We start from the raw sequence: 19397 nt of genomic DNA, 5'->3' as shown, positions 1-19397 counted from the left end.
CAGCAAAAAAAGACTGCATAAACGAATGCACATACCGTTTATGCAGTCTTCTTCTATTTTCTTTGCTTTTATCTGCTCAAAATCAATTTAGCTGCTCCGCAGATTCCCGCATCATTTCCCAGAGTTGCCAGTTTAATAGGCGTTGCCTTGCATGCAGAAAATGCATATTTCTGATAATATTTCTCCACACAGTCCACCAGCACCTGTCCTGCTTTAGACACGCCGCCGCCCAAAACGATAACATCCGGGTCTGCCACACAGGCAAAAACAGCCAGCGCTCTGCCCAGATACTCTGCAAACTCATCCACAATCTCCTGCGCCAGAGCATCCTTTTCCTTATAGGCGTCAAAAACATCTTTTGCAGTCACATGACTCTTGCTCCGCAGCAGAGATTCCTTTTCTGTCTTTCCCAGGGCTTTTCGGGCCAGAGAAGCAATTCCCGTAGCGGAAGCATACTGCTCCAGACAACCTTTGTTGCCGCAGTTGCAGGCTTTTTCCTCTGCCGGATTTATCATGGCATGTCCGATTTCTCCGCCTGCGCCATGAGCGCCTGTAACGATTTTCTCATTGATAATGATTCCGCCGCCTACGCCAGTGCCCAGGGTTGCCAGAATCAGGTTCTTTGCGCCTTTTCCGCCGCCCTTCCACATTTCTCCCAAAGCCGCTACGTTGGCATCATTTCCGGCTTTTACCGGCATACCGGTCAGCTCTTCCAGTTCTTTTTCCACATTTTTTCTTCCCCAGTGCAGGTTAACCGCACAGGCAATTTCCCCATTTTCTTCAATAGGACCCGGAAGTCCGATACCTATGCCAACGGCCTCTTCTCTGGTAATTTCTTTTTCTTCCATTTTTTTCAAAATAGCTTCCGCAATATCAGGAAGAATCTTTACTCCCTCCTGCTCTGTCCGTGTGGGAATTTCCCATTTTTCCTCAATGGTTCCTTCTGCTGAAAACAAAGCGCATTTTACACTGGTTCCTCCTACATCAATCCCAAAGCAATACTTACTCATTTTCTTCTCCTTCTTCCCTCTTTTTCGCCATATTTTCCTGTACGCGGCGGTACAGTTCCTGTGCGGCATTATAGCCCATCTTTTTCTGTCTGTGGTTGACTGCGGCAGATTCTACAATGACTGCCAGGTTTCGTCCCGGACGGATAGGCAGAGAATGACACACAATCTTATTGCCCAGAAATTCCGTATATTCTTCTTCCATGCCCAGGCGGTCATATTCTTTATCCCGGTTCCACTCTTCCAGTTTGATAACCAAATCAATGGACTGGGTATCCTTTACACTTTCCACACCAAACAGGGTCTTCACGTCAATAATGCCAATACCTCGCAGTTCGATAAAGTGACGGGTGATGTCCGGAGCAGACCCTACCAGCGTAACATCGCTGACACGGCGCAGTTCCACCACGTCGTCGCTGACAAGACGATGCCCCCTCTTAATCAGCTCCAGAGCCGCTTCGCTCTTACCGATACCGCTTTCGCCCATAATCAGAACGCCTTCCCCGTATACGTCCACCAGCACCCCGTGAATGGAAATGCAAGGGGCAAGCTGTACTCCCAGCCAGCGAATAAGCTCTGCCATGAATGCAGAGGTGGTTTTTTGTGTCACCAGCACCGGAACCTGATATTTGCAGGCAAGCCCCAGCATATCCTCATCCGGCTCTGTCATGGTTGTAAAAACCACACAGGGAATCTTGCTGGCAACAAACCGTTCAAAAGCCCTCAGCTTTTCCTTTTTTTCCAAATGAAGCAGGTATGTGTATTCCACATAACCGATAATCTGCACACGTTCATTTTCAAAGTGTTCCAGATACCCGGTCAGCTGCAAAGCCGGACGGTTAATTTCCGGTGTGTTGATACGCTTGCCCGATGTATCGATTTCCGGTGTTTTATTATACAGGTTTAATTCCTGTATCATTTTATTTAATTCTACACCTGTCATGTCATAATCTCCTTCTGTGTCAGTCTTTTGGTTCTTTTCTTATTTTATCATATGGACTTTGCAAGTTCAACAACGGACTGGCGCTTTCTTCCCTCCGCCGGTGTAAAAATTCGTATACCTGCCGGGCTGCTTTTTCGTTCATGGATTCCACCTGGGACAATTCCTCTACGGAAGCCTCCCGAAGCCCCTCCAGACCTTTAAAACGCTTCATCAGCGCCTTTCTTCTGGCAGGCCCGATACCTGGAATATCATCCAGAAGAGAATGGACCTGCCCCTTGCTGCGCAGGGAACGGTGGTACTCAATGGCAAACCGGTGAGCCTCGTCCTGAATCCGGGTAATCAGCTTAAAGCCCTCGCTGTCTCTATCAATGGGAATTTCTTCATTTTGGAAATACAGTCCTCTGGTGCGGTGCTTGTCGTCCTTTACCATACCGCATACAGGAATGGAAAGCTGCAGTTTGTCCAGCACAGACAGGGCTATGTTTACCTGTCCTCTTCCGCCGTCCATCATAATCAAATCCGGGAACCTGGTAAAACTGCCATACACATTTCCCGAATTTTCACGCTGCCGCTCCTCCTGCTCGTTCATGCCGTGGACAAACCGCCGGGTCAGCACCTCTTCCATGCTGGCATAATCATTGGGACCTTCCACGGACTGAATCCGGAACTTCCGATAATCACTGCGCTTGGGTTTTCCCTTCTCGTAAACCACCATGGAGCCCACGGACTGAAAACCGCTGATGTTGGAAATATCAAAAGCCTCTATCCGGTTGATGCCCCTCATATTTAACAGCTGCGCAATCTCTTTGACCGCCCCAATCGTTCTTCCCTCTTCCCGCTGTATTCGTTCCTTATCCTGCCTGAGCACCAACTTTGCATTCTGGTAAGCCAGTTCCACCAGTTTTTCCTTGGTTCCTTTTTTTGGCACGGTAATGCGGACTTTCCTGCCTTTGCGGCTCTCCAGCCATTCTTCTAAAAGTTCCCGGTCCTCAATTTCCTCCTGCAGCATAATTTCTCTGGGAATAAAAGGAGTCCCCGCATAAAACTGTTTCAAAAAGCTGGACAAAATCCCTCTGCGATTCTCCCCCGGCGCTGTCTTCATATAAAAATGGTCACGACCGATGAGTTTTCCGTCCCGGACAAAGAACACCTGCACCACCGCGTCATCGTTTTCCATGGCAGCTGCAATAATATCTTTATCCTCTCCCGGATGGTCTGTAATTTTCTGCCGTTCACCAATTTTTTCCACACTCTGCATCAAATCCCGGTACTGTGCGGCTTCTTCAAATTTCATCTCTCCGGAAGCCTGCAGCATTTTCTCCTCCAGTTCCTTCAAAACAGATTTGTGATTTCCTCCCAGAAAGTCCAGAAGACTGTCTACCTGCTTCCGGTACTCCTCTTTGGAAATATAGCCCTGACAAGGAGCCTGGCACTGCTTGATATGGTAATAAAGACAGGGCCTCTCTTTTCCCACATCCCTGGGAAGATTGCGGGTGCAGGTCCGAAGATGATACAGCTTTCTGGTCAGTTCAATGACATCCTTCACCGCCCCGGCACTGGTATAAGGGCCAAAATATTTGGATTTGTCCTTTTTCATGCTTCTGGCTGTCATAATTCTGGGGAATGTTTCTCCTACCGTCACCTTAATAAATGGATAATTCTTGTCGTCCTTCAGCATGGTGTTGTACTTTGGCTTGTGCTCTTTAATCAGATTGGATTCCAGCACCAGGGCTTCCAGCTCCGAATCTGTCACAATGTATTCAAATCGCTCTATCTGTTCCACCATCTGTTCTTTCTTAATTCCCAGATTGCGGCTTTTCTGAAAATACTGCCGCACCCTGTTTTTCAGGCTGATGGCCTTTCCCACATAGATAATCGTATCATGTCGGTCATGCATCATGTAAACTCCCGGCAGCGACGGCAGCTTTTTCAGTTCTTCCTCTATATGAAACATATGCTCTCCTTTCTGAAAAAAGCTGCCGCATTAAGCAGCAATCAGGAATGTCTGTACTTCTTCCCGATATTACTTAATGCGGCAGCTCATCTCTTATATTTCTACCGCTTCCGAATTCTGATTTTCGTCTGCATCTGTATGTGTCCCAGGAAGCTGCATCGGTGCTTCTGTTTCCACCGTTTTTTCTTCGATTCTGCCCTTGACCTCCGGTTCCTGAATCCCCTTGGCCTCATGGAAAATCTTCATAAACTCTTTTCCCGTAATGGTTTCCTTCTGAATCAGAAACTCTGCAATCTTGTCCATCACATCCCTGTTCTCACTGAGCAGCCTCTTGGCCTCATCATAAGATTTTTTCAGGAGTTTCATAACTTCATGGTCAATCTCTGTGGCTGTGGAATCGCCGCAGTTTAACATGGCTTTTCCGTCCAGATACTGATTCTGGGTTTCCGCCAGTCCCATAAGTCCAAAGCGGTCTGACATACCGTACTGGGTAATCATGGCTCTGGCCACCTTGGTAGCCTGTTCAATATCGTTGGCTGCGCCCGTGGTGACCGTATCAAAGACAATCTCCTCTGCTGCCCGTCCGCCCAGGTATCCTACCAGCATGGCTTCCAGTTCTTTTCTGGTATTTAGGAATTTCTCTTCCTCCGGTACATGCATCACATAGCCCAGAGCACCCATGGTTCTCGGTACAATGGTAATCTTCTGCACCGGCTCAGAATCCTTCTGCAGAGCGCTGACCAGCGCATGTCCCACTTCGTGATAGGAAACAATTTTCCTCTCCTCTGTGCTCAGAATCCTGTCTTTCTTCTCTTTACCCACCAAAACGACTTCCACTGCTTCCAGCAAATCTTTCTGGGAAACAGCGCTTCTTCCGTTCTTAACTGCTAAAATAGCCGCCTCATTCATCATGTTTGCCAAATCCGAACCCACTGCGCCGGAGGTTGCCAGAGCAATGCCCTCCAAATCCACGGTCTCATCCAGAGACACATTTTTTGCGTGTACTTTTAAAATACTCACACGACCCTTTAAATCCGGACGGTCCACAATGACGCGGCGGTCAAAACGTCCCGGACGCAGAAGCGCCGGGTCCAGAACCTCCGGACGGTTGGTAGCCGCCAGAATGAGAAGTCCTTTTGAGGTATCAAAACCGTCCATCTCAGCCAACAACTGATTCAGTGTCTGCTCCCTCTCGTCATTGCCGCCGTAACGGGAATCACGGCTCTTACCAATAGCGTCTACCTCGTCGATAAAAATAATACAGGGTGCATTTTTCTTTGCCTCTTCAAACAAATCCCGGACACGGGACGCACCCACACCTACAAACATCTCCACGAAATCCGAACCGGACAGGGAAAAGAAAGGCACATGAGCCTCGCCTGCCACGGCTTTCGCCAGAAGCGTTTTACCGGTTCCCGGAGGTCCCACTAACAGCGCGCCCTTTGGAAGTTTCGCGCCAATGGCTGTATACTTCCCTGGATTGTGCAGGAAATCCACCACTTCCTGGAGGGATTCCTTGGCCTCGTCCTGTCCCGCCACATCTTTAAAAGTAATGCCGGTTTCTTTCTGCACATAGGCTTTGGCTTTGCTTTTTCCCACGCCGCCCATAATGCCGCTGCCGCCGTTCATACGTTTAAACATGAAACTCAGCAGAAAAATCATGACGACAATAGGAATCACCATGCCTAAAAGGCTGAGAATCACCTCCGCAACCGGACTTGGCTGTTCTCTGCCAAAGGTCACATCCGCCTTTTCCAGACGCTTTGTCAGCTCGTCCAGGCTTTCAGACATCGTTGTATATACCTTCACCGGCTGTCCCATAATTTTCTGTTCTTTCAAGGTGATTTCCAGTGTGTCGGATTTTATCACAACTTCTTTGACCTCACCATCGTTCACCTTTTCAATGAACTCGCTGTAGTTAATTTGATTGGTATGATTTTTTGTCAGGATACTAAAAAGATTTACTACGATAAGTCCCATCATCAGGCAAATCACCACTACCAGCAATGACTGTTTATTCTTAGGCCCGTCATCCTTCGGACCTTTATTCTGATTTTGCTCCATTTCTTTCCTCCTCACGTTATCTTCTTTATTATAAGGATTACGAGATTATAAATCAACAATAAGATTATGAAAAACTGTACACATTTATTAAACTTTTGTAAATTTACACAAAATAAAAGATTTTTGTCGTTTACACTGGAATTTTCCCGTATAATTGTAGTATACTAACGCAGTACACGATAACTTTACGCGTTTTTTAATAAATTCAAAGAAAAAGGGGCACTTAAAGATGAAAATAGGATTTGATAATGACAAATATTTATCCATGCAGTCCGAACATATCAAAGAACGTATCAGTCAGTTCGATAACAAGCTGTATCTGGAGTTCGGAGGCAAACTTTTCGACGACTACCACGCTTCCAGGGTTCTGCCGGGATTCGCCCCGGACAGCAAGCTGAAAATGCTGGAACAGCTTTCTGACCATGCGGAAATCGTCATCGTTATCAGTGCCGGCGATATAGAGAAAAATAAAGTCAGAGGGGATTTGGGGATTACCTATGACCTTGACGTGCTGCGCTTAATGGATGCCTTTAAGGACAGAGGCTTTTTCGTAGGCAGCGTTGTCATCACACAATTTTCCGGTCAGGCCGGCGCCATGGCTTTTAAAACCAAGCTGGAAAACCTGGGAATCCGTGTATATCTGCATTATCCCATTGCCGGTTATCCAAGCAACATTCCTTTCATTGTCAGCGACGAAGGCTACGGCAAGAACGAATATATTGAAACCTCCCGTCCTCTGGTTGTTATAACCGCACCGGGACCGGGAAGCGGCAAAATGGCTACCTGCCTTTCCCAGCTCTACCATGAACACAAACGTGGTATCCACGCAGGCTATGCAAAATTTGAAACCTTCCCTATCTGGAACATTCCTCTGAAACATCCGGTCAACCTGGCATACGAAGCAGCTACCGCGGACTTAAACGACGTCAATATGATTGACCCCTTCCATCTGGAAGCCTACGGGGAAACCACAGTAAACTACAACCGTGACGTGGAAATTTTCCCGGTACTCAGCGCTATTTTTGAGCGAATTTTCGGAAAATGCCCGTACCAGTCTCCTACAGACATGGGTGTCAATATGGCAGGAAACTGTATCATTGACGATGAAGCCTGCAGAGAGGCTTCCAGACAGGAAATCATCCGCAGATACTACCAGGCATTGGAAGGCCGTCTGGAGGAATCCAACACAGAGGAAGAAGTCTTCAAGCTGGAACTGCTGATGAAACAGGCGGGCATTTCTACTGAAAACCGCCGTGTTACCACTGCTGCTTTAGAACGTGCGGAAAAAACCGGGGCTCCGGCTGCTGCCATTGAGCTGGAGGACGGAAGAATTCTCACCGGAAAAACTTCTGACCTTTTGGGCGCTTCCGCTGCACTCCTTCTGAACACCTTAAAGGAACTGGCACAGATTCCTCACAACCTGCATGTGCTTTCCCCAACAGCCATTGAACCGATTCAGAAGCTGAAAATCGATTATCTGGGAAGTAAAAACCCAAGACTGCATACCGACGAGGTACTCATTGCCCTGTCCAGTACTGCTGCCACCAGCGACGTGGCTAAATTGGCTCTGGAACAGCTTCCAAAGCTGAAAGGCTGCCAGGTACATTCCTCTGTCATGCTGTCTTCTGTGGACAAGAAAGTCTTCAAAAAACTGGGCGTGCAGCTTACTTCTGAACCTGTATACGAACACAAGAAAATTTATTAAACCCTGCGCCGCCAGGCGCCCCACAAAAAGCCCCGCAAGAAAAGCAAATCTTTTGCTTCTCTTACGGGGCTTTCCATAGGCTTATTTTTATTCGTCGTATCCGTTTGGATTGTTAGACTGCCATCTCCAGGAGTCCTCACACATTTCTTTAATTCCGTTTTCAGCTTTCCATCCCAGTTCTTTGTACGCTTTTTCTGCACTGGAATAGCAGGTTGCAATATCGCCTGCACGGCGCGGTTTTATCACATATGGAATCTTCACGCCTGTAGCTTCTTCAAAGTTTTTCACAATATCCAGTACGCTGTATCCCTTACCTGTTCCCAGGTTGTAAACAGACAGTCCGGATTTGTCTTCAATCTTCTTTAAAGCCTTTACATGGCCTTTGGCTAAATCCACCACATGGATATAATCTCTCACACCGGTTCCGTCATGTGTGTCGTAATCATTTCCGAATACACCCAATTCTTTTAATTTTCCTACAGCCACCTGTGTGATATATGGCATTAAGTTATTTGGAATACCGTTTGGATTCTCTCCAATGGTACCGCTCTTATGTGCACCGATGGGGTTGAAGTATCTTAAAATAACCACATTCCATTCCGGGTCTGCTTTCTGAATATCTGTCAAAACCTGTTCCAGCATGGATTTTGTCCAGCCGTATGGATTGGTGCAGGTGCCTTTTGGGCATTCCTCTGTAATAGGAACAAAAGCCGGGTCACCGTATACCGTTGCAGAAGAAGAGAAGATGATGTTCTTCACATTGTGCTTTCTCATGACATCCACCAGAGTCAGAGTGCCTGCAATATTGTTTTCATAATATTCCCAGGGCTTTTGAACAGACTCTCCTACTGCTTTTAGGCCTGCAAAATGAATACAGGAATCAATGGATTCTTTTTCAAAGACTTCATTCAAAGCCTCTCTGTCTAAAATATCTGCTTTATAAAATTTTACAGGTTTCCCTGTGATTTTTTCCACTCGTTCCAGAGATTTTTCGCTGGAGTTGGAAAGATTATCCAGAACCACTACATCATATCCTGCACTCTGAAGTTCCACTACGGTATGGCTGCCGATATATCCGGCTCCGCCTGTTACTAAAATTGCCATCTTTTTATTCCTCCTTTGAGAAATCAACTATTTTTCATGTTACAAAACATTTTCTATGTTTGTTTCTATGCTACCACTTTCCATTGGAAAATTCAAGTATACCTTGCAAACTATCTGTATTTGTTTACAATTTCATTCATCTGATTCCATTTTTCCTCCATATCCTTCACCAGCTTAAACTGCGTTCTGCAGCGATCCAGATTGTGACCTTCTCTGTGTATCTTAAAATAATGGTCGCCCTCCAGATAATCTGTAAGGAAACGCATGCCGCACTCATAGGTCATCGTCATGGCTCCTACCGGAAGCATATCCAGTTCTTCCTCTGTCAGACTGCCTTTGCATCCCTCTACGAAACCTTTCGTGTAAAGTTCAAACAATTCCATACTGCAGGAAACCTTAGATAAATCCGGTTCGTCCTCTGCTCCTGTGCTGGCGCCGAAACGGATAGAATCACCAAAGTCATTCACTGACAGCCCCGGCATAACGGTATCCAAGTCAATCACACAGATTGCTTTTCTTGTTTCATCATCAATCATAATGTTGTTCAGCTTTGTATCATTATGAGTAACACGCAGCGGCAGTTTTCCCTCTGCCTGCATATCACAGAGCTTGTGCGCCAGTGCTTCTCTGTCCAGCACAAACTGAATCTCTTCCTGCACCTGTGCTGCTCTGCCGCACCCATCTGCTTCTACTGCTTTCTTAAAAGTATCCAGACGTTTTACGGTATTGTGGAAATCCTGAATGGTTTCATGAAGGGTTTCTGCCGGATAGTCTGCCAGGAGTCCCTGGAATCTGCCGAAAGCCACCGCGCTCTGGTAGAAATCTTCCTGATTCTCCACCAAGTCATACGTCTTAGCCCCTTCAATGAAAAGGTACACTCTCCAATATTCCCCTTCGCTGTCTTTATAAAAAGCCTTGCCGTCTTTTGCAGGCACTAAATTCAAGGTTTCTCTCTCCGGTTCTCCCCCGTTTTCCACAATTTTCTTTCTCAGCCAGGAAGTTACCCCCACAACGTTTTCCATGAGTTCTTCCGGATTCAGAAAAATCTGATTGTTCATGCGCTGCAGAATATATCGTTTCGTTTCTCCCTTATGCTGAAAAGTCACTCGGAAAGTATCATTGATATGACCGCTTCCGTAAGGAATTCCTTCTGTGTATTCCCCCTCAAACTGAAAATTCTCAATTACTTCTTTTTTAATTTCTGCCATTTTCTATTTTTCCTCCCACAGTTTTTCCGGATATAAACCGCTGTCTTTCAAAGCCTGAATAGCCGCAACCACCACTGGTTTATCTTCTTTATAAGTTACCCCGTACCATTTATCCAGAGATTTCAGAACCTGTACGGTAGCCTTGTCTTCCCCTAAAAGTTCATCTACCACAAAAGGAAGGAAGTATTCGCACTTCATTGGATTCCCTTCCAGATTCTCATCCAGGAATTTTGCGAAACGGTCTTTCAGCTCTTTCAGAATACTCTGTGAAAATCCCCACATATTCATGGATACAATGCTGCCTTCCGGAATCACGGTCCAGGTTGCTCCGTCATCCTCTGTATAAGCCGTTTCGTCTCCTCTCTTTTCGATATGGGTTCTCTCGTTGATTTCCTGCAGATAACCGTTTTCATCTGTCACACAGACACCTCTTGCAACGTGTCCGTTTTCTGTCAGTGTATTCTCCAGCACATAGCCTACCATGGTATAGCGGTATTTTTCATCATCCTCGTGAGATGTGAGATAATCATAAATCATCTGGAATGCATGGCTTCCATAGTAGTCATCTGCATTGATAACGGCAAACGGTGCGTCTACGGTACCCAGACAGCTCAAAATCGCATGTCCCGTTCCCCATGGTTTCACACGTCCTTCCGGTACTTCATATCCTTCCGGAAGATTGTGCAAATCCTGAAATACATATTCCACCTCAATAACTTTGCTCATTCTGTCCCCAATGGCAGCCTTAAAATCTGCTTCGTTTTCTCTCTTAATAATAAAGACAACCTTTTCAAACCCTGCCTTTACTGCATCGTAAATAGAAAAGTCCATAATAATGTGTCCCTGTTTATCCACCGGGTCAATCTGCTTCAAACCGCCGTAACGGCTTCCCATACCTGCTGCCATAACTACTAAAACTGGTTTTTTCATCTTACCTTCTCCTTTTCTCTCAACCATACTTCGTTTTAAGTTATCTTTATTTTATCAAAAATATTTCACAAATCCTTTGCACAAATTCATTTGTTTTTGTCATTTTTATGCATATTTTTCTGAACTCAAAAAGGCGCCGGAAATACTTGAGGGAAACTTTTCCTCTCCGTATTTCCGGCGCTCTCTGTCTGTTCTTTCCGTACAGATACTTCTATTGATACTTTTTATTGTAAAGGAATAACAGCACCAGCAGTCCTACCAGACCAACCAACTCCATAGTCAGACCCGTAATGCTGATATTTTTCTGTCCCATAATAATCAAAGCGAGACACACAACAAAAACAATACACTTTATAATCACTTTCACTGTATGATTCATTACGATTTCCTCCTATCCTTTCAGTCCGCCCAGTGTCATACCTTCTGTCAGACGTTTCTGGACTGCAATATACAGAATCAATGTAGGAAGCATAACAATAACAAGACCTGCATACATGATACCGTAGTTCGTAGCTGTCTTTTCCACAGCCATCAGGTTTTTCAGTCCCATAGCCAGTGTGTCATGTCCATCCATCAACGTGTAAGCAATGATGTACTCATTCCAGAAGGAAAGGAAGTTAAACAGAATGACTGTAATAATACTTGGCTTTGCCATTGGAACCATAATTTTCACCATAGTTTTCCAGTAACCGCAGCCGTCAATATAAGCAGCCTCTTCAAAGCCCTTTGGCAGCGTTTTGAAATATCCGCTTAACAGATAAATCGTAAACGGAAGACTGGTTGCCGCGTAAATAAGCGCCAGAAGGAAACGGTTATTCAGGAAAAAATCCACCTGAAAAGCCTTGTTGGCGTCTGTGAGCATGAGAAAAATCGGAACTACAATATAGTTTACATTGATAAATAATCCTGCCATGCAGGCCAAATTCAAAATCTTTTTGCACTTGAAATCAAATCTTGCCAGTACATAAGAAGCCGGAAGAGCAAGCACCAAAAGCAGGAAAAGCGCCAGAGCTGTTACCATAACGGAGTTCAGGAAGAACTCTCCCATTCTCGCATCTACAAAAGCCTGTTTGAAGTTTTCCCAACGTGGGTCTGCCGGCAGCGCCCATGGATTAATATCTGCACCGATAAATTCCGCATTGCGCTTTACACTCGCCATAAATACCCAGCCAACCGGTACAATAATAGAAATAGCCAGAACAAAAAGAGCAATGTAAATGATAGCTTTTGACAAAATTTTTGTAAATTTATGTGTTTCTTTCATTTCTCTTCATTCTCCTTTCTAAAATTCCAGCACTTCTCTGTCTGTAATCTTGTTTACCACTGCAGCTAGTACAAATGAGAAAATAAAGACTACAACGCCGATAGCCATACCGTATCCGTATACCCCTGCACCATAAGCCTGTTTGTACATATAGTTCAGCGCCACTTCGGTCTTTCCGTTAGGACCGCCATCCGTCATAATCTGGACAAACAGGAAGCTCAGGTTAATGGTACTGATAATATAGAAGGTTAAGGTGGTACGGATATTGTTCCAAATCAGAGGCAGTGTTACAGTAAAGAACGTATGTATCTCGGAAGAACCGTCCAAAGCGGCTGCCTCATATAAATCTTCCGGAATTGCTGCCATACTGGCCATGTACATAACCATGTAATAACCGATGGCCTGCCATACCAGAGCAAAAATAACGGAATAAATAACAATTTTCGGTTCACCCATCCACTGGTGCACCAGACCGTCTAAATGAATCGCTTCCAGGAAGGTATTCAAAAGACCTGTACTTGGGTTGTAAATCGCGCCGAAGATACCGGCTACAACAACGATACTCAAAATGTTTGGGATGTAAAAAATAACGCGGAAAAAGTTCTTTCCTTTGAAGTTTCCTCTGGACAATAAAGCTGCAAAAAGAACAGCCAGCACGATTGTACAAATCATAACCAGTACAATGATTAAGATGGTATTCTGCATAGCCTCCAAAAACGCCTTATCCTGGAACAACTTTGTAAAGTTTTCAAATCCTACAAATTCTTTCTTATTGGTAATTCCTCCCATGCGGTACAAAGACATTTTAAAGACCTTTACCGTAGGAACGAAAATAAAAAGCAGTATTAAAAGCGCGGCAGGTGCCAGGCAGGCAAAAACAAAACGCCCCTGTGATTTCTTCCTGTTCATGGTTTTCCTCCTTGTTTCTTTTAAAAACGGTGAGTTATAATAACTCACCGTTTGCTGATACCAGGTTTAAATTGTGCTTATTCTAAAGCGCCTGCACATTTTTCCCATGTTTCCACTAACTGTTTCTGCCAGTCTTCAACAGTCATATCTCCTGTATTTACAGAGTATGCCGGTCCGTAAACTGCGTCTTTCATGTTCAGACCTTCGATTGGCTGTGTAGCTACCCAACCGCCTGTAACGGTTACAATGTTGTCTGCTGTAGAAGCTGCATAACAGTCTCTTGTTGTACCTTCCGGTAATTTGTCAGCAGCGCCTTTTACAGGTGCAACAACTGGTGCCGGAGAAGTTTTTCCTGTTTCTTTGTCTGTTGTTTCGTTATTTAATAAAATATCAACAACTGTGTCAGAATACATAAATTTAATGAATTCTTTTGCAAGATCCATGTGCTCTGCTTCTGCAGGAATCCACATCTGTTCTGTGAATGTGTACATGGTCTGTTTTTCATCTCCATCCCACTTCGGTGCAGGCATCATACCCCATCTGAAGTCTTCCGGTGTTGTAGCAGCCATTTCACCGATTACCCAGTTACCGTTTGGCATGAATAATGCTTTGTTGTCGATAACGTTCTGCTGGTTGATTTTGAAACCACCGTCTGCGTTGGCATTTGCTACAGTATCTTTTTCTGTGTAATCAGCAGATACCAGTTTGCCTAATGTATCCAGAACTTTCTTCCCTTCGTCAGATGTCCATGTATCTGCATCGTATTTGATTGCTTTCTGATAGAACTCTGTACCGCCGGCCTGTGCTAACATGCTGTACATCGTTGCGTCCAGGTAACCAGCCTGTGGGAATGTAAACAAGGAAACCCCGTCTGCTTTTGCCTTATCGCCTAAAGCAAAGAACTCTTCCCATGTTGTCGGCAGGTCATATTTTTTCTGGTCTCCTTCAAACAGATTCTTGTTGTACCAGAATCCTGTCGGCGTGTAGAAGATAGGCGCCAGATAGATTTTGCCGTCTGCGTATGGCTGTGCGTCTGTACCATCTGTGATACCGTCTAACAGCTTTCCTTTTAATTCGTCATCAAATACATCTGTAATATCAGCGATTGCGCCTTCCTTCAGCATAGTTTCTGTGAAACCGCTTTTCTGTCCCAGATTGTAGTATACAACGTCAGGGAAGTCACCTTTCTGAATGGATTTTGTCAGGTCTTTATCTAATTCGGAAGAAATGTTTAATTCTACGTCAACGCCCTTTTCTTCTTCAAATGCTGCTGCAATCTGGTTCCAGATTTCTTCTCCGTTACCGCCTTTGAAAGCAGCTAATTTGAGCACTTCTTTGCCTTCAGACTTGTCTTCTTTTGCAGTATCCTTACTTGTATCTTTGTTTGTATCTGCTGTTTCGCCTCCACATGCAGCAAGTCCGGACAATGTCATTGTTGAAACAAGAGCCATGGCTACAAGTTTCTTTACCATCTTCATTTTCATTACTAATTCCTCCCTAGATTGTAGATAGTAACTATCTTTCTTAAATCTCACCGAATCATTATACCATATTTTCTATTTTTGTATTTGTACTATCTGCTGTAACTTTTATACAATCGTCTTTCACATCGTTATTTTGCCCAAAATTCTCCTTCTCTTTTTATCTTTTGCTCTTTTTTCCTCTTATATTTTTTTCTTTCATCTTCTTCTCTTTCATCACTTTTCATAACACAAACGGGCATTTCCGGAAAAAACCTTGTCTTTTTCAGAGAAACATCGTATATTTATAGGTAATTTTGATGAATGGAGGAATCACCTTTGAAACAGCCTAATATTTTACTGATTATGACTGACCAGCTTCGTGGGGACTGTCTGGGCTTTGCCAGACATCCGGATGTCAAAACTCCTTATCTGGATACACTGGCCAGCCGGGGTATTTCTTTTGACAATGCCTACAGCGCCTGCCCAAGCTGCATTGCCGCCAGAGCCGCTCTTCACACCGGTCTGTCCCAGGAACATCACAAGCGAACCGGCTATGAGGATGGCATTATCTGGGATTATCCACACACTATGGCAGGCGAACTTTCCAAAGCAGGATACTACTGCCAGTGTGTGGGGAAAATGCATGTACACCCACTGCGGAATTATCTGGGTTTCCACAATGTTGAGCTTCACGACGGCTATCTTCACAGCGCCCGCTATACCAGTGTCCCCTGGCAGGAGTCCCAGAAAAATGCCGATGATTACTTTCACTGGCTGAAACAGGAAAAAGGCATCGACGCAGACGTAACGGATACCGGACTGGAATGCAACAGCTGGGTGGCTCGTCCCTGGATTTATGAGGAAAAATACCATCCCACCAACTGGGTGACAGACCGCAGCATCGATTTTTTGCGCAGAAAAGACCCGCAAAAACCTTTCTTCCTTATGGCTTCTTATCTGCGTCCTCACCCGCCATTTGATGCGCCTTCTTATTATTTTGATTTGTACAATCGGAAAGAACTGACACCGCCTGCTCTGGGCGACTGGGAAACCGAAGAACTGTTAAAGAGTCAGGGACGGGTTTTTGATTCCAAATGCGGTCCTCTGGATAAAGATTTAATACGGGAAGCTCAAGTGGGATATTATGCCTGCATTACTCATCTGGACCATCAGATTGGACGTCTGATTCAGGCTTTGGTAGAATACGGCGTTTATGAGGATACTCTGATTCTCTTTACTTCCGACCACGGGGAAGAACTCTGTGACCACCACATGTTCCGCAAATCCCGGCCATACCAGGGCAGTATCCGCATCCCCCTGATTCTCTCAGGAAACGACAGGCTTCTTCCGGGGCTCACACCAGGTACGGTTTCCCACAGTCTGGTGGAACTTCGGGACGTCATGCCTACTCTGCTGGATTTTGTTCATACCCATATTCCAGATACCCTGGACGGAAAAAGCATGCTGCCGCTTATAGAGCAGCCGCAAAAAGCTCTGCGGGAAGTGCTCCACGGCGAACACTCCTACGGAGAATACTCCAATCACTGGCTGGTAACGCCCCAGGATAAATTCATCTGGTACAGCGAAACCGGAACCGAGCAGTATTTCCGTCTGCTGGATGACCCAAAAGAGCTGCATAACGAAATAGACAATCCGGTCTGCCAGAACCGTATCTGTCAGCTGCGGGATTGCTTAATCCAGACTTTAAAGAACCGGCCGGAGGGCTTTTCAGACGGAACCAAGCTGATTCCCGGACAGCCCTATCCGCCATATATGCCTTCCTGAATCCCTTTGGGGGCTGCCATTTACAAAGGGACTGCCGCAGCTGGCAGCAGTCCCCTACAGTCTGGCTGCCAGCCATTCCAGCCTGCTGATAGCATAGGCAAAAAATTCCTGATAAGACTTGCAGAAATAATTCTTATTTTCCTCTGTATAATTTCTTCTGCAGCCGCCCCGGCAAAGAGGATACCATCTGCAGGCAGTACACTCTTCTCCACGTTTCCTGCCCTGGCTGAAAAATTCCATTTCCGGAAAGATCCCCTGGAAAAACCGGAACTTCTCATCCTGCACATTGGCAATCCTGCAGTTGTCCAGCACATAAAAATCACAGGGATACACCCCTCCGTCTGCTTCAATAATATTCTGCATAGAACACCTTCCCGTCTGGGAACAGGCTTCCGGCGGAAACCCCTTTAACATGGACAGCCAGTTATCAAATTCCCGAATTGAAACCATAGTACCTTTTCGTACATCCTCAAACCACAGATCAAACAGGGACTTTAAAGCCTCTCCATAAATCTCCGGCGTCAAAGACCAGGGGTTCTGCCCCTCCTTCTCTCCCAACGGGTCCAGACAGGGAATATACTGCTGATAATAAAATCCCTCTTTTTTCAGATACTGATAAACAGACGTAATCTTTCTGGCGCTCTGTTTGGTAAGCACACACAGAATGTTCACCTCTACATGGTTCTTCTGCAGATTTTTCGCATTCTTTAAAATCTTCTGGAAAGTGCCCTTCCCACCGGCGTCCTGCCGGTTTCTGTCGTGAATTTCTTTGGTCCCATCCAAAGAAATTCCCACCAGAAAATGATTTTCTCCTAAAAATTCCGTCCACTTCTCATCCAGCAGTGTTCCATTGGTCTGCAGACAGAAGTACAGCTTTGTTTCGGGTTTCTTATATTTTTTCGTGAACGCTATAAACTTTTCAAAAAATTCCAGTCCGGCCAGTGTTGGTTCTCCCCCCTGAAAACCAAAAGTGCAGCTTTCTTCTGCTGCCTCCAGAGCTTTTCGCACCACGGTTTCCAAAACTGCCTCTTTCATAATTCCATAGGATGGGATTTCTCTGTTTTTACATTCATCTTCATAAAAACAATAGGCACACCGCAGATTACAGTTGGAAGATGCCGGTTTCATCATTAATTGTACATGTTTCATTTCCTTCTCCGCCTTTTCTCAATTCTTATGTTTTATTCTACCATATCCTGTCTGTAAATTCATTGCTTTTCCAGACATTTTAGGACAACATATGGATTTTTTCTCTGCAATCCTTTATAATAAAAACGAATATATTTTCCTATTCAGGAGGTTTGTCATGTCATTTACAAGTCTGGAACTAAAAAAAGACATTGAAATCAATAAAATTATTACGATTCATTACTTTGAATATATGAGCGACTATAATTTTCCCGGAGAGACACATGATTTCTGGGAATTTCTGTGCGTGGATAAAGGGGAAGTGGAGGTATGTGCCGGAAATATCCACCATACGCTGAAAAAAGGAGAAATCATTTTCCACAAGCCGGACGAATTTCACACCGTAAAGGCGAATGGAACCATTGCCCCCAACCTGGTAGTCATCTCCTTTGAGTGCCATTCTCCCTGTATGAAATATTTTGAAAATCTGCTGACCAGCATTGGCGAACAGGAGCGAAATCTCCTTGCCCAGATTATTTATGAGGCCAAGCACTGCATTGCCAATCCATTGGACGACCCTGGAACCACCGAAATGCTTCGTCGGGAGACAGCTCCCTTTGGTTCTGAACAGTTGATTAAACTATATCTGGAAACGCTTTTGATTTTGATGATTCGCCAGATGGATGAGGGCACGCTTTCCGCTCCTGCTATCAAATCCATTAAGCAGAAGAATGATTCTCTGATTTACAACCGGATTACGACTTATCTGGAAGAACACATCTGCGAGCGGCTGACCATTGAGACCATCTGCCAGGACAATTTAATCGGGCGTTCCCAGCTGCAGAAACTCTTCCGGGAGCAGACACACTGCGGTGTCATTGATTATTTTTCCCATTTAAAAATTGAACTGGCCAAACAGCTCATTCGGGAAAATCATCACAATTTTACGCAGATATCTGAATTTATCGGCTATACATCCATTCACTACTTTTCCCGGCAGTTTAAGAAAATTACCGGAATGACGCCGTCAGAATATGCTTCTTCCATTAAAGTTTTGTCTGACAGAAAGTAGTCTCTGCTTTTGCGCCTGCCAATTTGATTCTACTTTCTGTTTTTTACATTGTGTTTCAATTACTTTCATATTATAATAATTATATTACGGGAAAAAATCCCAGCTTAAAGGAGAAGGTATTATGAAAATTTACAAAACCAAAGACTATGATGAAATGAGCAGAAAGGCAGCGCATATAATTGCTTCTCAGGTAATTTTAAATCCTGACTGTGTGTTAGGACTTGCAACCGGTTCTACACCTGTGGGAACTTATAAAAATCTGATAAAATGGTATGAAGAAGGGGATTTGGATTTTTCTCAGATTACTTCCTGCAACTTAGATGAATACAGAGGATTAAGCGGAGACAATGACCAGAGTTACCGTTATTTCATGAACCACAACCTGTTTGACTCTGTAAATATCCGCAAGGAATGTACTTTTGTGCCGGACGGATTAAATGAAGACAGCGATGCAGCCTGCAGAGAATATGAAGAAATTATTCGCCGTGCGGGGGGCATTGATTTGCAGCTTTTAGGTCTGGGACACAACGGACACATTGGTTTCAATGAACCTGCAGAAGATTTTCCAAAAACGACACATTGCGTAGATTTAACAGAAAGCACCATTCAGGCCAACAAACGTTTCTTTGAAAACGAAGCCGATGTTCCCCGTCAGGCTTACACTATGGGAATCGGCACCATTATGAGTGCAAAGAAAATTCTGGTTGTAGTCAGCGGAGCTGACAAGGCGGAAATTCTCAATGAAGTTATCAACGGCCCGGTTACACCAAAGGTTCCGGCTTCTATCTTACAGCTGCACCCGGATGTTACCATCGTAGCGGATGAAGCCGCACTTTCCAAAGTAAAATAAGATTTTAAGAG

General features: G+C 44.8%; 16 protein-coding genes. 4 read left to right on the top strand and 12 right to left on the bottom strand.

What is annotated here, in order from left to right:
* Window positions 1-68: 68 nt before the first annotated feature.
* The 4 genes from WBS51_RS13070 to ftsH all read right to left on the bottom strand — a co-directional run bounded on the left by WBS51_RS13070 (window position 69) and on the right by ftsH (window position 5968).
* Complete coding sequence (locus WBS51_RS13070) at window positions 69-1010, bottom strand: ROK family glucokinase (RefSeq protein ID WP_173748965.1); 942 nt, start codon at window positions 1008-1010, stop codon at window positions 69-71.
* Window positions 1003-1950 (bottom strand): HPr(Ser) kinase/phosphatase, encoded by a 948-nt coding sequence (gene hprK, locus WBS51_RS13065; protein WP_173748964.1) that lies wholly within the window; start codon window positions 1948-1950, stop codon window positions 1003-1005. The genes WBS51_RS13070 and hprK overlap by 8 nt, the downstream gene beginning before the upstream one ends.
* Before the next feature lie 19 nt (window positions 1951-1969).
* Entirely contained in the window at window positions 1970-3904 is a 1935-nt protein-coding gene (gene uvrC / locus WBS51_RS13060) for an excinuclease ABC subunit UvrC (protein WP_173748963.1), read from the bottom strand.
* Between the two features lie 93 nt (window positions 3905-3997).
* Entirely contained in the window at window positions 3998-5968 is a 1971-nt protein-coding gene (gene ftsH, locus WBS51_RS13055; protein WP_294461465.1) for an ATP-dependent zinc metalloprotease FtsH, read from the bottom strand.
* A 229-nt stretch (window positions 5969-6197) separates the two neighbouring features.
* Here ftsH and WBS51_RS13050 point away from each other — a divergent pair, with 229 nt between their 5' ends.
* Window positions 6198-7673: a DUF1846 domain-containing protein gene (locus WBS51_RS13050; RefSeq protein WP_173748961.1), complete on the top strand. Its 1476-nt coding sequence runs from the start codon at window positions 6198-6200 to the stop codon at window positions 7671-7673.
* An 87-nt stretch (window positions 7674-7760) separates the two neighbouring features.
* Here WBS51_RS13050 and galE read toward each other — a convergent pair whose 3' ends face one another.
* From galE to WBS51_RS13015, 7 genes are all read right to left on the bottom strand, one after another.
* Entirely contained in the window at window positions 7761-8777 is a 1017-nt protein-coding gene (gene galE / locus WBS51_RS13045) for a UDP-glucose 4-epimerase GalE (RefSeq protein WP_173748960.1), read from the bottom strand.
* Between the two features lie 110 nt (window positions 8778-8887).
* The gene (locus WBS51_RS13040) at window positions 8888-9985 is read right to left on the bottom strand and encodes a phosphotransferase enzyme family protein (RefSeq protein ID WP_173748959.1); all 1098 of its coding nucleotides are present in this window, start codon (window positions 9983-9985) and stop codon (window positions 8888-8890) included.
* 3 nt (window positions 9986-9988) lie between these two features.
* Window positions 9989-10915 (bottom strand): nucleotidyltransferase family protein, encoded by a 927-nt coding sequence (locus WBS51_RS13035; protein WP_173748958.1) that lies wholly within the window; start codon window positions 10913-10915, stop codon window positions 9989-9991.
* Window positions 10916-11126: 211 nt separating this feature from the next.
* The gene (locus WBS51_RS13030) at window positions 11127-11294 is read right to left on the bottom strand and encodes a DUF6903 family protein (RefSeq protein WP_173748957.1); all 168 of its coding nucleotides are present in this window, start codon (window positions 11292-11294) and stop codon (window positions 11127-11129) included.
* A gap of 12 nt (window positions 11295-11306) precedes the next feature.
* Complete coding sequence (locus WBS51_RS13025; protein WP_173748956.1) at window positions 11307-12179, bottom strand: carbohydrate ABC transporter permease; 873 nt, start codon at window positions 12177-12179, stop codon at window positions 11307-11309.
* 18 nt (window positions 12180-12197) lie between these two features.
* A complete protein-coding gene (locus WBS51_RS13020) occupies window positions 12198-13088 on the bottom strand; it encodes a carbohydrate ABC transporter permease (protein ID WP_173748955.1) in 891 nt (296 codons plus the stop codon).
* Window positions 13089-13165: 77 nt separating this feature from the next.
* A complete protein-coding gene (locus WBS51_RS13015; RefSeq protein ID WP_173748954.1) occupies window positions 13166-14572 on the bottom strand; it encodes a carbohydrate ABC transporter substrate-binding protein in 1407 nt (468 codons plus the stop codon).
* A gap of 315 nt (window positions 14573-14887) precedes the next feature.
* Here WBS51_RS13015 and WBS51_RS13010 point away from each other — a divergent pair, with 315 nt between their 5' ends.
* Window positions 14888-16336 carry an arylsulfatase gene (locus WBS51_RS13010; protein WP_173748953.1) on the top strand — a complete coding sequence of 483 codons (1449 nt, stop codon included), beginning with the start codon at window positions 14888-14890 and terminating at the stop codon, window positions 16334-16336.
* 54 nt (window positions 16337-16390) lie between these two features.
* Here WBS51_RS13010 and WBS51_RS13005 read toward each other — a convergent pair whose 3' ends face one another.
* Window positions 16391-17485 carry an anaerobic sulfatase maturase gene (locus WBS51_RS13005; protein ID WP_294461454.1) on the bottom strand — a complete coding sequence of 365 codons (1095 nt, stop codon included), beginning with the start codon at window positions 17483-17485 and terminating at the stop codon, window positions 16391-16393.
* Window positions 17486-17642: 157 nt separating this feature from the next.
* Here WBS51_RS13005 and WBS51_RS13000 point away from each other — a divergent pair, with 157 nt between their 5' ends.
* A complete protein-coding gene (locus WBS51_RS13000) occupies window positions 17643-18536 on the top strand; it encodes an AraC family transcriptional regulator (protein WP_173748951.1) in 894 nt (297 codons plus the stop codon).
* Between the two features lie 121 nt (window positions 18537-18657).
* Window positions 18658-19386, top strand: coding sequence for a glucosamine-6-phosphate deaminase (gene nagB, locus WBS51_RS12995; protein ID WP_173748950.1), 729 nt, complete (start codon window positions 18658-18660; stop codon window positions 19384-19386).
* Window positions 19387-19397: the final 11 nt, after the last annotated feature.

This window comes from Blautia acetica (assembly GCF_038739805.1).
In the GTDB taxonomy this organism is placed as follows: Bacteria; Bacillota; Clostridia; order Lachnospirales; family Lachnospiraceae; genus Blautia.
The sequence above is the reverse complement of the archived record's forward strand: the minus strand, read 5'-3'. Positions and strand labels throughout refer to the sequence as shown.

What these genes read in the sequence shown, in the direction of transcription:
- WBS51_RS13070 (WP_173748965.1), bottom strand. Translation starts at nt 1,010, where the DNA reads ATGAGTAAGTATTGCTTTGGGATTGATGTAGGAGGAACCAGTGTAAAA.
- hprK (WP_173748964.1), bottom strand. Translation starts at nt 1,950, where the DNA reads ATGACAGGTGTAGAATTAAATAAAATGATACAGGAATTAAACCTGTAT.
- uvrC (WP_173748963.1), bottom strand. Translation starts at nt 3,904, where the DNA reads ATGTTTCATATAGAGGAAGAACTGAAAAAGCTGCCGTCGCTGCCGGGA.
- ftsH (WP_294461465.1), bottom strand. Translation starts at nt 5,968, where the DNA reads ATGGAGCAAAATCAGAATAAAGGTCCGAAGGATGACGGGCCTAAGAAT.
- WBS51_RS13050 (WP_173748961.1), top strand. Translation starts at nt 6,198, where the DNA reads ATGAAAATAGGATTTGATAATGACAAATATTTATCCATGCAGTCCGAA.
- galE (WP_173748960.1), bottom strand. Translation starts at nt 8,777, where the DNA reads ATGGCAATTTTAGTAACAGGCGGAGCCGGATATATCGGCAGCCATACC.
- WBS51_RS13040 (WP_173748959.1), bottom strand. Translation starts at nt 9,985, where the DNA reads ATGGCAGAAATTAAAAAAGAAGTAATTGAGAATTTTCAGTTTGAGGGG.
- WBS51_RS13035 (WP_173748958.1), bottom strand. Translation starts at nt 10,915, where the DNA reads ATGAAAAAACCAGTTTTAGTAGTTATGGCAGCAGGTATGGGAAGCCGT.
- WBS51_RS13030 (WP_173748957.1), bottom strand. Translation starts at nt 11,294, where the DNA reads ATGAATCATACAGTGAAAGTGATTATAAAGTGTATTGTTTTTGTTGTG.
- WBS51_RS13025 (WP_173748956.1), bottom strand. Translation starts at nt 12,179, where the DNA reads ATGAAAGAAACACATAAATTTACAAAAATTTTGTCAAAAGCTATCATT.
- WBS51_RS13020 (WP_173748955.1), bottom strand. Translation starts at nt 13,088, where the DNA reads ATGAACAGGAAGAAATCACAGGGGCGTTTTGTTTTTGCCTGCCTGGCA.
- WBS51_RS13015 (WP_173748954.1), bottom strand. Translation starts at nt 14,572, where the DNA reads ATGAAAATGAAGATGGTAAAGAAACTTGTAGCCATGGCTCTTGTTTCA.
- WBS51_RS13005 (WP_294461454.1), bottom strand. Translation starts at nt 17,485, where the DNA reads ATGAAACATGTACAATTAATGATGAAACCGGCATCTTCCAACTGTAAT.
- WBS51_RS13000 (WP_173748951.1), top strand. Translation starts at nt 17,643, where the DNA reads ATGTCATTTACAAGTCTGGAACTAAAAAAAGACATTGAAATCAATAAA.
- nagB (WP_173748950.1), top strand. Translation starts at nt 18,658, where the DNA reads ATGAAAATTTACAAAACCAAAGACTATGATGAAATGAGCAGAAAGGCA.